Raw genomic sequence first — 14,410 nt, 5'->3', positions numbered from 1 at the left:
CAGATTTGCTCCTCAAGCGCAAAGATTGTCTTGTTCTGCGGCGAAAGTTTTAACTTCATTAATTATCGCTCATTCGATTTTTTCACGGTTTCCAACGAAATATGATCTTAAAGGAGCATGCCATGGCTAAACAAAAACTTACCTCGATCAACGGGGCGCCTGTCGTCGACAACTTCAATATACAGACCGCCGGCCATCGTGGCCCCGCGTTACTGCAGGATGTCTGGTTATTGGAGAAACTCGCGCATTTTGACCGTGAAGTGATTCCAGAGCGGCGCATGCATGCCAAAGGTTCCGGCGCCTATGGAACGTTCACTGTGACCCAGGATGTAACGCGTTATACCAAGGCTAAACTGTTCTCAGAAGTGGGAAAGCAAACACCGATCTTCACTCGATTTTCCACCGTGGCCGGCGAGCGTGGCGCAGCCGATGCCGAGCGAGACATTCGTGGTTTTGCCTTGAAGTTCTATACCGAACAAGGCAATTGGGACTTGGTGGGCAATAACACGCCGGTGTTTTTTTTCCGCGATCCGTTGCGCTTCCCGGACCTTAACCACGCGGTCAAGCGTGACCCTCGCACCGGTATGCGCAATGCGCAGAGCAACTGGGATTTCTGGACGTCCCTGCCTGAAGCTTTGCACCAAATAACTATCCTCATGAGCGAGCGCGGCATCCCGCGCAGCTACAGGCATATGCACGGTTTTGGCAGTCACACCTTCAGTCTGATCAACGCCGACAACGAGCGGTATTGGGTCAAGTTCACCTTCAAATCGCAGCAAGGCATCCAGAACTTGAGCGACGCCGAGGCGCAAACGCTTATAGGTCAAGACCGGGAAAGCCATCATCGAGATCTGTACGACAGCATCGAAGCGGGCGACTTTCCGCGCTGGACCTTTTACATACAAGTCATGTCCGAGGCCCAGGCTGGAGAACACGCTGTCAATCCGTTCGACCTGACCAAGGTCTGGCCGCATCAAGATTACCCACTGATGGAAGTGGGCCATTTTGAATTGAACCGCAACCCGGAAAACGTTTTTGCAGAAGTCGAACAGGCTGCGTTTTCACCGTCAAATGTGGTGCCGGGCATTGGTTTTTCACCTGACCGGATGTTGCAGGCGCGCCTCTTCGCCTATGGCGATGCCGCGCGTTATCGCCTCGGCGTCAATCATCACCAGATTCCCGTCAACGCCGCCCGTTGCCCAGTGCACGGTTTTCACCGCGATGGCGCCATGCGCGTGGATGGTAACTATGGAGGCCAACTGGCCTATGTTCCCAACAGCGAAGACACCTGGGCAGATCAACCGGAATGGCGCGAGCCGCCGCTGATGGTTTCCGGTGCGGCGGGTCATTGGGACCATCGTGTAGACGACGACCATTTTGAACAGCCAGGCAACTTGTTTCGTCTGATGTCGGCATCTCACAAACAGAGGCTGTTCGAAAACACCGCGCGTGCGCTTAGCGGTGTTTCTCAGGAGGTGATGCAGCGCCATATCGCGCATTGCACTCAAGCAGACCGTTCTTACGGGAAGGGGATAGCCGAGGCGCTGGCCCAGCTCGACCGTAAATAAGAATGATGGAGCGGGCTCGATTGCGATAGTTGGTTTCTTCCGTAGATGTCTGGCTATCGCGAGGTTCGCTCCATACCTTTCAAGCTGTTGTGGGGTATCAGGTAATGGATCATTCCGGCGGTTGTATTTTAGGCCGGGAGATAAAAAACGATGCACCGTTTATCAAGTTACGCGCCCAGATCTTTCCTTCATGAAAATCAATAATCGATCGACAGATCGACAACCCCATTTCCATTCCGCTTTCCCGGGTATTGAAGAACGGAGTGAACAACGATGGGAATACGTCAGGGTCTATCCCCGGCCCACCGTCCGAAATTTCAAGGGTCACCTCGTCCTCTGTGAGGGATGTTCTTACGCGTAGCAGACGGCGATGCTGTTCGACACCACTCATTGCCTGACAGGTATCGTTTATTTCGTAATGCACCACGTTGAGCGTTTCTTTGATGATGTCGTTGAGCCGTTCTGGTCGGCGCACTGGGTTGGTCTTGCGCGCCAGTGCCCTGACACGACTGATGACTTCGCTGGCCCGGCGTGCGCTATCGTTGATCTGGTTCAGTGCGCGCATGGCTTCGGGTATTTCCGGATGCGGTCGGTCCAACCAACGGCGGCAACCTTCGGCGCTGCTAGTGATAGCGGTCAGGGGTTGCGATCATGTGCACGTGTTTGATTCGACCGTCTGGCATCAGCAATCGATGGCGGATTTCGATCTGCGGCTCACGTCGAGCCGCTCGTGCGAAGACATCGTGGACCTGCACATGGTCCTCCACAGGAGTACGGGCCAGCACCATCGCCTTGGATACAGGCATACCCACCGGATATTCAAAAATACGCGCGCTTTCGCCCGACCACGACATGAGCTCGGTCATGGCGCTGAAATTAACGCTCCCTGTGTGGCTCAGACGCTGAGCTCCGGTCAGGTAAATCTGGTGCAGATGCAGGTTGTCCGCCGCTTGTTTGGCGCGAGTGGCAAGGAATCCAATGGCCGACAATGCCGTCAGACAGCGGACGAAACTGGTGAACGTGTCCCAGTCCTGATATCCCGCATCCACGAAGAACATCACCACAATGGTTGCCATGCACACCAGGTACACACCCACCACGATCCTGATAGTGAAGACATTGGCGGCCATTAACAGCAATGTCAGGTAGATAACCGTAGCGGCAATGTCTCGGTGATGGGCTGCCATGTTGATCACGATGATGCCAGCCGTGACGACTAAGCCGATGCCCCAGATTAGCCATGTCTCATAGCGGCTTTTACTGACACTGTTGAGGGGGGAGTGCTCATCTTCGCGGTATAGTCGGGTGTGACGAAATACGAAAGCAGGTTTATACCCGCGCGCTTGCCTTTACTTGGGGAATCGGTATTACTCATGCCGCTGCGCCATCCCTTGAATTTAAGATATCGAGGCAGGGTTGTTTTTGAAATTAAACAATGTTTGGCAATAAACCATTAACCCAGCTTTCATGCCTGTCGGATTTTGAACTTGGAACTTATCGGTCCATCACCTCGACGCTTCATCGGGATGATGGACCTCACACTGGATTTGCGTTTTCCCTTCGACTTGCGTCAGCCGGTCATCGGCAGGGACCGCAGAAGTAAGTACTGGCCGCCTGATTGATACCTGAATATCCCGTATCGGCGACCCGTACCTCCGGTGAAGTTCGGTAGCCCGAATCTGCCAGCCTGCTGGCGCCCACATGTTCGGCGCCGTCGGACACGACGCGACTGCCACCTATTCGATCGGCACCATCGGAGGCGACGCGGTTATCGCCTACTCGATCAGCACCATCGGAGGCAACACGCTCCGAGTCGGCGCCTCCAGCACCCTCCGCGATGTGATCTCGATGGGTGCGGAGGACACTTGTACTAACGTTTTGCGCGCTTCCCTCTACTGCCCAACTGGTGACAGCAAATGTGCCACCAACGGCTGAAACGGCCATGGAGAAAATCAAAGGTAATATTTTCATGTTTACACCTGCAAATAAGTTGGAGATTTAATCTGGGTGTTTACTTTGCAGTGACAGTATTGATGTGTGTATGAACGCGATCAAACCTAACATCGGTATATCTATTAGTCAGTTTGTATGATGGGATGATACGGTGGTATGTTTTATGACCGATGCGCTTATTGAAGGCAAAAAAATGCCTGGCCCAAGATATTGGCCAGGCGAAAGTACCTACAACTTTTACGGGAAGACTACACGGTATTACGCGACCGGAATTAACGGGTCTGCTGCTGACAATGCTGTTGTACGCTCTGCTACGGGCGGATAAATCCAGATAGAGTTGATATTGTGTTTCAGTTCTTTGGCTTCCTCTTTTACCAACTTTAATTGGCGATCCCAACCCTCTGTATAAACCGCACCCCACTCACCCAAATCAAGGCAGGTCACGTATTTGGGTTGACTATAAGCGGTGGTAGGAACCCCCAGCAAAGCCGCGGCGGCGTTATTACCGGCATGTCGACCCAGCGAAATAGCGTGCTGGCAGGACATTGCGGCGATGTGCCCCTGGTCATCCGTGGCTGCATGGGCGACGTCGCCAGCGGCATAGATATCGTTTTGTCCAACGACCTTGAGATCTGCATTCACATGCAGACGCCCCAGCGGATCCCGCTCGCCTGCAATCTGCTCTGTAAGAGGGCTTGCACGGAACCCAACAGTCCAGATGACTGTCTTCGATTCGATGCGACGACCATCTGCAAGGGTAACCCCGTTCGGATCGATGGCGGTTATAGAGGAGTCCAGGCACCATTCGATACCCAGGTCTGCGGAGGCCTGGGCGATCGAGGGGCTTATACCTTCGCCCAGAGCGGCACCGATTTTCGTACCGCGATCAACCACTATCACGTTGATCTTCGCTTCGGCGCCGAGCACTGCACGCAGGCGCGTCGGCATTTCGGTAGCGGTTTCAATTCCAGTAAATCCACCGCCGCACACCACTACCGTGTTGCGAGCATCCGTGTCAGGCAAACTGCCCAAGGCTTTGATGTGCCCCTCAAGGTGCGCGGCAGTCTCGATTTCATCCACGTCGAAGGTGTGTTCAATACCCTCTAGATTGGTCCGGTTCAGTCGGCTACCCGTAGCAAGTACCAGCTTGTCGTAGTTGATCCAGGTATGAATGCCGGGCGCTGTGCTGTACTGAACGCGTTTGTTGGCTGCATCAATCCCGTCAACCGTTCCCTGGATGAACTTGATGTCGACGGCGTCGAACAGTTCACCCAGAGGCGCCTTCATCTCATGGACGTTCGGTTCATAGAATCGTGGACGAATACGGAGTTCTGCCTGGGGGGCAATTAGCGTGATCTGCACATCTGTGCAGCTATGCTGGTCCAGTATTCGTGCAGCACTCAGTGCGCTCCATACACCACCAAATCCAGCACCCAGTACGAGAATATGTCGTTTCATGTTAAACCCCGGAGTCGTATGTTAAGAGGGCGGATCGTTCTTACACAGAGCTCCACTGTAATCAGCCTGGTCCTTGCAGTCATTGCCACATTAGTTGGTCTCGCTAATCATTAAGTTTCAGCCTGCTATACCTTCGTATAATGGCAGGCGGATTGGCGTAAGGGGAGGGTGTCAGCCTTTAGGGCGGAGTACTTTCTAATGCGCCTTATTATTTGATTTAAGCGCTATGTCCAGGCAGTTGATAAGGCTTTGCCCGTCGAATGGTTTGGACAAGTAACAGCAAGCCCCAAGCTTGGAGGCCGCAACGCGTGGCGCATCGTCGGCAGAGGCGGTAATGAAAATCACCGGAATAACATGCCCTTGCGCCAGGAGATGTTGGTACATCTGCAACCCGTTCACGCCAGGCATTTGAATATCGGACACTATGCAAGCCGTCGAAATGACCCTGCCCGAGGTTAGAAATGTTTCGGCGCTGTCATATAGATGCACAGAATAGCCATATGAACGCAGCAGGCTGTCGAGGGATGAGCGAACGTTGTCGTCGTCATCGATAATGGCTATTGCTTGGCGGGTAACCAATTTGCTCGCCTTCCAATGATAATAGTGGTCAAGTCTGCTGACTGTCCCTTCCCATACCATACCCCCTGTCCGCTTTACCTTAATTAATACATGGGTATATATATTTTATTTTTTTTGGCCTAATTTCAGGGTTTCCGCCATGCGTACCAATTCGGCAAACGTCTTGGCATGCATTTTCTTCATGACATTCGAGCGATGAATTTTCACAGTGATTTCACTCAAGCACACCTCGCTGGCAATTTGTTTATTCATCAAGCCTGAGGCGGCCATCGCCATGATTTCCTGTTCGCGAGCGCTCAATGTTCGGTAGCGATTACTCAGTTCGGTCATGCTCTTGTTCGCTTCGCGTTGCTCCGCATCCTTGCGAAGTGCCAAACCTACGGCATCCAGCAAATCCTGTTCACGGAACGGTTTTGCCAGGAAGTCCACCGCGCCGGCCTTCATTGCCTTGACCGACATTGCTATGTCGCCATGCCCAGTCATGAAAACAATGGGGAGCGTCTCTTGAGATTTGACAAGTTGGTTCTGGAAATCCAGCCCGCTGATACCTTGCAATCTGACATCGAGCACCAGACAGCTGTTGATTTCAGGTCTTTTGTAGCTCAGGAACTCAGCCACCGACGCAAACATCTCTACGCGCCAGCCGATAGAGCGCAACAAGCTGCTCAAGGATTCTCTTAAAAGCCGATCGTCATCGACGATGTAAACGCAGGGAGTATCATTTATCACTGTGCTGGTCATCTGGCTGGTCATCGCAAAGTGTCCACTGGTCTGGCGCCGTCATTGGGTTAACTCCTCATGGAGTGAAAGTTACACCCTGTACCCGCGCTAAATCACGCTGAAGGTGTATGCCGTCTAGGCTCGGGCTCGCGTTGGGTATAGCGTCCCAAGGTAATTCTAGAAGAGCCTGCGCAAAGTGGACATGACGGAAATCCCAGAATTTCTGCCAAGCCGTGTGCGATGCGATTCGCACCCCATCAGGCTGCGACAATCGACAACAGCCGGCGGCTGCTATCACTCAAATATTCGCTGAAGCGCGAGCGCAACCAGCGTTCAGCCGGGTCATTGTCGGCAACAGCGCGCCAGACCATCGATAATTCCAAAGCACTTATTTCAAACGGCAGTGGCTCTGCCCTGATTCCTGCGCACGTGGCCATCGCATTCGCCACATAATCCGGCACGACCGCCAGCAGGTCGCTATCTGCCAGCAGCACCGCCAGCGCGCTGAAATGCGGAACATCTAGCACGGCAAGCCGGGTGCGGGATATCTGCTTCAATACTCGATCAACATCGGCAATCAAACTACCCATGGACGATATTGTTGCGTGAGGGCGTCTGCAGAACTCATCGAGACTCAGGGCTTCGTTTCCCAAGTCGGCTCGTAGTGCCATGAACCTGATCAGGCGAAGAAATTTACGTTTGGAGGTCGCGGGCAGTTCACTGGTATGACTGATGCCCACTGATATTTCGCCACTGACCAGTAAGCTCGACATATGGCTACAGTTCGTTCGATGAACCACCAGTTTTACCCCTGGCGCCTCAGCCCTCAGATGACGAAGGAACATCGGCAGCAAACCATATTCGACGTCGTCAGAAAGCCCGATGTGAAAGGTGCTGTTGCTGTCGGCAGGATCAAAATCGGCGACTTGGTCCAGTGTGGACGCGATGGTGTCGAGCATCGGTGTGAGCAGTTCGTGAAGATCTGCGGCACGCGCCGTCGGCTCCATGTAGCGACCATTACGAATGAACAACTGGTCGTTAAACATCACTCGTAAACGCGCTAATGCGCTGCTGACTGCAGGCTGCCCGATGAAAAATTTTTCGCCAACGCGGCTGACATTGCGCTCGTGCATCATGGCTTCGAAAAGGACAAGCAGGCTCATATCAGTTCGGCGCAGATCATTTCGACTAAGCATATCGACCTCTTGGGCTATGGCCTTGGGAGTGAGATGGATAGCCGCCTGAACGCTCGAAATCTATGAGTACCCTCAAAGGTCCTGTATCGCGGCATGGTGCTACTTTAACGATAGCCACGGGCACTGTCGTTTATGCACAAGTCCATCGGTTTAGCGCACTAGTGTGCCTGCGTCATACCGAGGTATATCTGCAGTCGAACGCCCGGGCTTGGGTGATACGTCGTTGATAGTGCCGCTCACCGAACCATCATGATGCTCGCGCTATCAGAGCAGGCCCGGCAGAGAGTGATGGTTCAGGCTGGTACTTACCGTAAAGGGATGCTCGGGTATACAGGCGTTATACCTTTGGGGGGTTAAATGCAACTTAGGCTGTAAGGGTTCATCCTGAGAGATTAAAAGGATGTTCTACAGAATGAGTGCCCCCTGCTTTTGCGCGGCTTAACGTAGCAGGTGTTAAACCACCCATGAGGTCGCGATGAAAATCAAACTGATTCCATTTGCCCTGTGCTTGAGCGTATCACTGGCCAGCCACGCTGCTGATTTTGCGCTGACCAGTCGAGATATCGCTAACGATCGGCCACTTACGAAACGTGAAGTCTTCAACGGATTCGGCTGTGAAGGCGCGAACATATCGCCCGAGTTGTCCTGGAGCAATGCGCCGGCGGGTACAAAGAGTTTTGCCGTGACTGTCTATGATCCGGATGCCTCGACAGGCAGTGGCTGGTGGCACTGGACGGTATTCAACATTCCGCCCTCGATTAAGCGTTTGCCCAGTGGTGGAGACCACCTGCCCGTCGGTGCGATCCAAGGGCGGACTGATTATGGCCGATCGGAGTATGGCGGCGTTTGTCCGCCCCTCGGTGACAAGCCGCATCACTACCAATTCACCGTTTGGGCGTTGAAAGTGGAAAAACTAGCGCTTGATGCCCAAGCCAGCGGTGCGCTTGTGGGTTATATGCTCAATGCTAATGTCTTAGCCAAAGCGACCCTCACCGCTAACTACAGCCGATAGTCTCGGAAAGCATCTCTTCAGTCGCACACCCGGATCATCGCTCGTCCACGTTTACTCACGCTCACTGCCTCTGCAGAGTCGCCTCCGAGCCTCCTGCTGGGGGGATGCTACAGTCAACCGTCTCCAGTGGTTCAAACGCCATCTGGCATAAAAACAGGGGATTCTGTCATGGCCTGGCGGCTTATCGCGGCGCTAATCTGTTCGAGCAGCCGGATAGACAGCGAGGCAGCTGCTATGGCGTGAAGACAGCCTGCGGTCAGTAAAATCATGGTCCTGACGTCGATGGAAAAGAGTCTGCAGATACTTTGGGAAGACGGTGAGCGTGTATTTTGCCGTGAGCGTTGCACCCGCGACGGTCGAACTTCCACCCGCTTGATTGTGCTGACCGCGGTTGAGCAGCCCCTTCGAGGAACGCTTGATCGGCTTACACATGAATATGAATTGAGGCATGAACTACTTGATGACTGGGCTGTAAGGCCTCGGGAACTGAGGTCCGAAGCCGGCCGAATTCAGTTGGTACTCGACGATCCCGGTGGAGAACCCCTCGCACGGTTGATCGATATTCCAATGGAGCCTGGACTTTTTTTGCGCTTGGCGGCGGGCATCGCCGGAGCGCTACGTAAGCTTCACCAACACGGACTGGTCCACAAGGACCTGAAGCCCACACATATCCTCGTGAATGGTGCCGATGGGCAAGCGCGCTTTACCGGGTTTGGTCTCGCTTCTCAGGTGCAGCGCCATCGACAACTTCCCGAGCCACCCGACACCATCGCTGGCAGCTTGGCTTATATGGCCCCTGAGCAAACCGGTCGAATGAATAGGTCTATCGATTCGCGCAGTGACCTGTATTCGCTGGGCGTGACGTTCTATCAAATGCTTACCGGCTCCTTGCCATTTACCGCATCTGATCCAATTGAATGGATTCATTGTCATCTGGCCAAAAAACCTCTGCCCCCGAGCGAGCGATTAACAACCATCCCGCAAGCGCTCTGCCAAGTCGTAATGAAGCTACTGGCGAAGAATGCCGAGGAGCGTTATCAGACGGCTGCAGGCGTGGAGCATGATTTGCAACACTGTTTGCAGGAGTGGCAGCGCCGACAACGGATAAGCGCCTTTGTCCTGGATGAGCACAGTGTTCTCGACAGGCTGGTGTTCTCGGAAAAACTCTATGGACGAGTGCGTGAAGTGGGCGTTCTGGCCGCTTCATTTGAACGATGCCATAAACAGGGTGCGACTGAGCTTGTGCTTGTCTCTGGGTATTCCGGGATCGGTAAGTCATCGGTGGTCAATGAACTACACAAGGTATTGGTGCCCGCACGCGGACTGCTTGCCACTGGCAAGTTCGACCAATACAAGCGCGATATACCGTACTCAACATTGGTCCAGGCATTTCAGGGCGTGGTGCGAGCATTGCTCGGCTCGACCAATCTGGAGTTAGCCAAGTGGCGTGAGGCATTGCTGGAAGCGCTAGGTCCTAACGCTCAGTTGATCACCGATCTGATTCCCGAACTCAAACACATCATTGGCGAACCGCAGCCCGTTCCTCCCTTCGAACCTCAGCAGGCTCAACGTCGATTCTTGCGAGTTCTGCGTCGCTTTATAGGCGTATTTGCCAAAGCGGAGCACACGCTTGCATTGTTCCTCGACGATTTGCAGTGGGTGGATGCTGCGACGCTCGAACTCATTCAAAGCCTCTTGAGCAGTTCGGAGCTAGGGCACCTGATGTTGATCGGCGCTTATCGCGGTAACGAGGTAGATGACTCGCATCCACTGGCGCGCAAGCTCGATGTGATCAAAGGCTCGGGTTCCAAAATTGAAGAAATCATTCTGGCCCCCCTTGCTCAAGAGCACGTCGAGCTACTGATTGCTGACGCCTTGCATTGCGAACCCGCGAATGTCGTTTCGTTGGCAAAACTGGTTCAAGACAAAACCGCAGGCAACCCGTTTTTCGCCATTCAATTTTTACATGCACTCTTCAGTGAGCAACTACTGAGCTTCGATCACGATTCCCGGCAGTGGCGCTGGGACACTCGGCGAATCCATGCCAAAGGCTATACCGACAACGTCGTAGACTTGATGGTTGACCGACTGGTGCGCCTGTCCAGCGAAACTCAGGAGGCATTGCAGCAACTCGCTTGTCTCGGTAAGGGCGCATCTGTTGCGACGCTCGCGACCGTCCTGGGCGTTCCGCAGGCTCGCGTTCACGCGGTGTTCCGGGTCGCGGTTCGTCATGAGATGGTCGAATGTTTCGGCGATGTCTACGCGTTCATTCACGACAGGATTCATGAAGCTGCTTATTCACTGATGTCTGAGTCTTCCCGTGCGAGCCTTCATCTACGAATCGGTCGCCTTTTTACTGAGCAGATGTTGTCAGGTCAGCATGAGGAAAAAATCTTCGAGGTCGTTGGTCAACTCAATCGCGGTGCTGCACTCATTACTGCTCCGGACGAGCTGGAGCAACTGGCTCAATTGAATCTGGCCGCCGGCCTGCGGGCGAAGGCATCTACCGCCTATGGTGCGGCGCTTACCTATTTTGCTGCCGGCATCAAGTTATTGATCGGCGGCTGGCAAAGCCAGCATGCACTCAAATATGCCTTGGAATTCCATTGTGCTGAGTGTGAGTTTTTGACCGGGCAAATAGCTGCGGCCGACCACCGACTGTCTCTCCTATCGCGTCAAACTGAAGCTACGGTCGAAAGGGCTGAGATTGCCTGTTTGCATACTGATGTTTGCCTGCTTCTCAATAGAAATGACCGAGCGGTTAGCGTGTGTCTCAACTATCTCCAGCATGTCGGTATCGAATGGTCCGCGCATCCGGCCGATAACGAGGTCCAGGCCGAATACGACCAGATCAAGGAGTTGCTTGGAAAACGGAGCATTCCAGAACTTATCGACTTGGCGCCAATGAAAGACGAGGTTGCTCTTGCAACCATAAGAGCGTTGATAACGCTCTTTTCGTCGGCTTTGCATACCGATCAAAACCTGGCCTGCCTGACAGTTTGCAAAGCGGTCAATATCAGCCTTGTCTACGGTAACAGCGAGGCGTCATGCGTGGCTTACGCGAATATCCCCAGGATCGCTGGCCGACGATTCGGTGATTACGACACGGGATTTCAGTTTGGGCGACTGGGTTGCGATCTCGTTGAACAAAATGGTTTAGGCCGCTACGAGGCGCGCACCTTCCTTGCCTTCGCGCTTTTTGTTGCGCGGTGGGCGAGTCGGGTACGCGATTGTACTCCGCTGTTACATCGGGCGTTTGATGCCGCGAACCGAGTCGGTGACCTGCCATTTGCAGCATTCTCAATCAACATCCAGATCTCAAATCAGCTATTTGCCGGTGACCCTCTTTGCGAGCTGCAGAGCGAGGCCGAACGCAGCCTCAAATACGCCAGGAAAGTGCGATTTGGTCTTGTTGTCGACTTCATAGAGCATCAACTCGCACTCATCCGGATGTTTCGTGGGCTGACGCCGGTGTTTGGTTGCCTGGATGACGAGGCTTTTAGTGAGGTCCACGCCGAAGATCGTCTTAATCGCAGCTCCCAGGTGCTTGCCGGATGGTATTGGGTTCGGAAATTACAAGCCTGTTTTTTTGCGGGGGAGTACGAGGCCGCTGTGCATGCAGCGTTAAAGGCCGAATCGCTGATTGCCATTTCACATTCCTTCCTTGAAGAAGTTGAATACCATTTCTATGGCGCGCTGGCTGTCGCTGGCCTCTGCGAAAAGGTGTCAACCGAGCGTCGGCAGCGCCTCTTGGGAATGTTGGCTACCTTTCACGCAGAACTGCAGATCTGGTCCGGGCTATGCCCCGAAAACTTCGAGTGTCATTCGCAGCTGGTTAACGCTGAGATCGCCCGCATCGAAGGCCGCCCGCTCGATGCCGAGGCTCGCTATGAGCAGGCTATTGATGCCGCTCGGCGAAGCGGATTTGTTCACATTGAGGCACTGGCCAATGAGCTCGCATCGCATTTTTATGCGGGGCGCGGGCTTCTGAAAATCGCCCGCGTCTATCTGCAAGACGCCCGGTTCGGTTATCTGCGTTGGGGAGCCGATGGCAAGGTAAAGCAACTTGAAAACGCCTTCCCATTCCTCAGGAGCGAGCAGCCTGCATCAGACCCGACAACCACTATTGCAGCCCCCGTTGAAAACCTTGACCTTGCAACTGTGCTGAAAGTCTCCCAGGCCGTATCCAGTGATATCGTCCTGGAGAAGTTGATCGATATGATCATGCGCACAGCCATCGAACAGGCAGGGGCTGAACGGGGTCTTCTGATCCTGTTGGATCATGGCGAGGCTCGGGTGGTTGCAGAGGCCGCAACCGAAACGGGATCTACGCAACTGCGTCTGACCAGTACGGAGTTGAACGCGACCCTTGCACCGGAGTCGGTCCTCAACCATGTTCTGCGCTCTGGCGAGAGTGTTGTGCTCGACAATGCGGCGATACATATGGCTTTCGCTGCAGACCCTTATGTCCAGCATCACCGCGTCCGGTCAGTGCTTTGCCTGCCATTGATGAATCAAGCCAGACTCACTGGCGCGCTTTATCTTGAAAACAATCTCGCGGTTAAGGTCTTCAATTCCGCTCGCATCACCGTTCTCAAACTACTTGCTTCGCAGGCCTCTATTTCTCTCGAAAATGCTCGGCTGTATCGCGAGATAGCCGATCGTGAAGCGAGAATTCGTCGCTTGGTGGACGCAAACATAATTGGCATTGTCGTTTGGACCACGGGTGGCGACTTCATAGATGCCAACGACGCGTTTCTTCATATGGTGGGTTATCAGAGAGAGGACATTGTGTCGCGTCGTCTGCGATGGAGAGATTTGACTCCGCCGGAGTTTCGGGAAATCAGCGAGCGATCCATGTTGGAGGCAGTCAATCATGGTCGGGCAGTCCCCTTCGAAAAGGAATACTTCAGAAAGGATGGTAGCCGTCTGCCCGTCATTGTGGGGCTGGCAATGTTTGAATCAAATCTTCAACAAGGCGTCGCCTTCGTGCTCGACCTGACCGAGCGCAAACAGGCGGAGAAAAAAGTCAGTGAAGGAGAGCGGCGCTACCGCCAGGTGCTTACGGAGTTGGCCCATGCCAATCGCGTGGCGACGATGGGCCAACTAGCGGCTTCCGTTGCCCATGAAGTGAGCCAGCCAGTCGCTGCCACGTTGAATAATGCGCATGCGGCATTACGTTGGTTGGAAGCCCAGCCTGCCGATCTCGAAGAGGTCAGGCAGGCACTTCACGGTATTACCAGGGACGGGAAACGTGCGGCGGATGTCCTGGGCCGTATTCGTGGGCTTATTCGCAAGGCACCGCCGCAGAGGGAATCTGTGAGCATAAACCTGGCTATCCAGGAAATGGTCGAATTGACCGGCAATCAGGCCGCTGCATGTGGGGTCGTTACCCAAACGCTATTAATGGACGACTTGCCATCGGTCCACGGAGATCGGATCGAACTGCAACAGGTATTTCTCAACCTCATCATTAACGCCTTCGAGGCGATGAGCGATGTGAGTGATGGGGGGCGAGAGTTGAGAATCAGCACATCGCTCAACGATTCCGGCGATGTAGTGGTCGCCGTTGCCGACTCTGGCCCGGGATTTGACTCGAAATCATCCGGGCAGGTTTTTAGCCCTTTTTACAGCACTAAAGCCAACGGCCTAGGGATGGGGCTTTCGATATGCCGCACGATTATCGAGGCGCATGGAGGACAGATGCTAGCCTGTTCTAACAGTCCGCGCGGCGCTATCGTTCAGTTTACTGTTCCCTTGAAGTATCAGGTTGATGCGGACCACTGCGCGACGCCAAGCCCCCGTGGCGCCTTGCCTGAAGCCCCTTTTTCTGGAGGGCGCTGACCCATGGCGAGCGTGGATCGCCTGATCGCGCCTACATCGTCAGCTCAATGCCGGGTCTGCCCGTTTTAACGTTCAGCAGT

At 54.0% G+C, this 14,410-nt stretch carries 10 protein-coding genes; 4 read left to right on the top strand and 6 right to left on the bottom strand.

Annotation, left to right across the window (positions count from 1 at the left end):
* Positions 1-122 precede the first annotated feature (122 nt).
* Positions 123-1,568, top strand: coding sequence for a catalase (locus tag NTD84_RS03560; RefSeq protein ID WP_262163620.1), 1,446 nt, complete (start codon positions 123-125; stop codon positions 1,566-1,568).
* A gap of 109 nt (positions 1,569-1,677) precedes the next feature.
* Here NTD84_RS03560 and NTD84_RS03555 read toward each other — a convergent pair whose 3' ends face one another.
* On the bottom strand, positions 1,678-2,166 hold the full coding sequence (locus NTD84_RS03555; protein WP_410017324.1) for a sensor histidine kinase: 489 nt from the start codon (positions 2,164-2,166) through the stop codon (positions 1,678-1,680).
* A 25-nt stretch (positions 2,167-2,191) separates the two neighbouring features.
* Positions 2,192-2,755, bottom strand: a complete 564-nt coding sequence (locus tag NTD84_RS03550) for a PAS domain-containing protein (RefSeq protein ID WP_262163616.1) — start codon at positions 2,753-2,755, stop codon at positions 2,192-2,194.
* Positions 2,756-3,269: 514 nt separating this feature from the next.
* Here NTD84_RS03550 and NTD84_RS03545 point away from each other — a divergent pair.
* Positions 3,270-3,503 carry a hypothetical protein gene (locus NTD84_RS03545; RefSeq protein ID WP_262163614.1) on the top strand — a complete coding sequence of 78 codons (234 nt, stop codon included), beginning with the start codon at positions 3,270-3,272 and terminating at the stop codon, positions 3,501-3,503.
* A 276-nt stretch (positions 3,504-3,779) separates the two neighbouring features.
* Here the strand turns inward: NTD84_RS03545 and NTD84_RS03540 are convergent, their stop codons facing one another.
* The 4 genes from NTD84_RS03540 to NTD84_RS03525 all read right to left on the bottom strand — a co-directional run bounded on the left by NTD84_RS03540 (position 3,780) and on the right by NTD84_RS03525 (position 7,474).
* Positions 3,780-4,979 carry an NAD(P)/FAD-dependent oxidoreductase gene (locus tag NTD84_RS03540; protein WP_262163613.1) on the bottom strand — a complete coding sequence of 400 codons (1,200 nt, stop codon included), beginning with the start codon at positions 4,977-4,979 and terminating at the stop codon, positions 3,780-3,782.
* 195 nt (positions 4,980-5,174) lie between these two features.
* Positions 5,175-5,558 (bottom strand): response regulator transcription factor, encoded by a 384-nt coding sequence (locus tag NTD84_RS03535; RefSeq protein ID WP_262163612.1) that lies wholly within the window; start codon positions 5,556-5,558, stop codon positions 5,175-5,177.
* A 105-nt stretch (positions 5,559-5,663) separates the two neighbouring features.
* Positions 5,664-6,311, bottom strand: coding sequence for a response regulator transcription factor (locus NTD84_RS03530; RefSeq protein ID WP_262163610.1), 648 nt, complete (start codon positions 6,309-6,311; stop codon positions 5,664-5,666).
* A 224-nt stretch (positions 6,312-6,535) separates the two neighbouring features.
* Positions 6,536-7,474, bottom strand: a complete 939-nt coding sequence (locus NTD84_RS03525; protein ID WP_262163608.1) for a LysR substrate-binding domain-containing protein — start codon at positions 7,472-7,474, stop codon at positions 6,536-6,538.
* 475 nt (positions 7,475-7,949) lie between these two features.
* On the opposite strand from NTD84_RS03525, the gene NTD84_RS03520 reads away from it, so the two are divergent.
* A complete protein-coding gene (locus NTD84_RS03520) occupies positions 7,950-8,486 on the top strand; it encodes a YbhB/YbcL family Raf kinase inhibitor-like protein (protein WP_262163606.1) in 537 nt (178 codons plus the stop codon).
* A 294-nt stretch (positions 8,487-8,780) separates the two neighbouring features.
* Positions 8,781-14,330, top strand: coding sequence for a trifunctional serine/threonine-protein kinase/ATP-binding protein/sensor histidine kinase (locus NTD84_RS03515; RefSeq protein WP_262163659.1), 5,550 nt, complete (start codon positions 8,781-8,783; stop codon positions 14,328-14,330).
* Positions 14,331-14,410 lie beyond the last annotated feature (80 nt).

The organism is Pseudomonas sp. 14P_8.1_Bac3, from assembly GCF_025466085.1.
Lineage (GTDB): Bacteria > Pseudomonadota > Gammaproteobacteria > Pseudomonadales > Pseudomonadaceae > Aquipseudomonas.
This window is presented reverse-complemented; position numbering and strand designations above follow the sequence as displayed.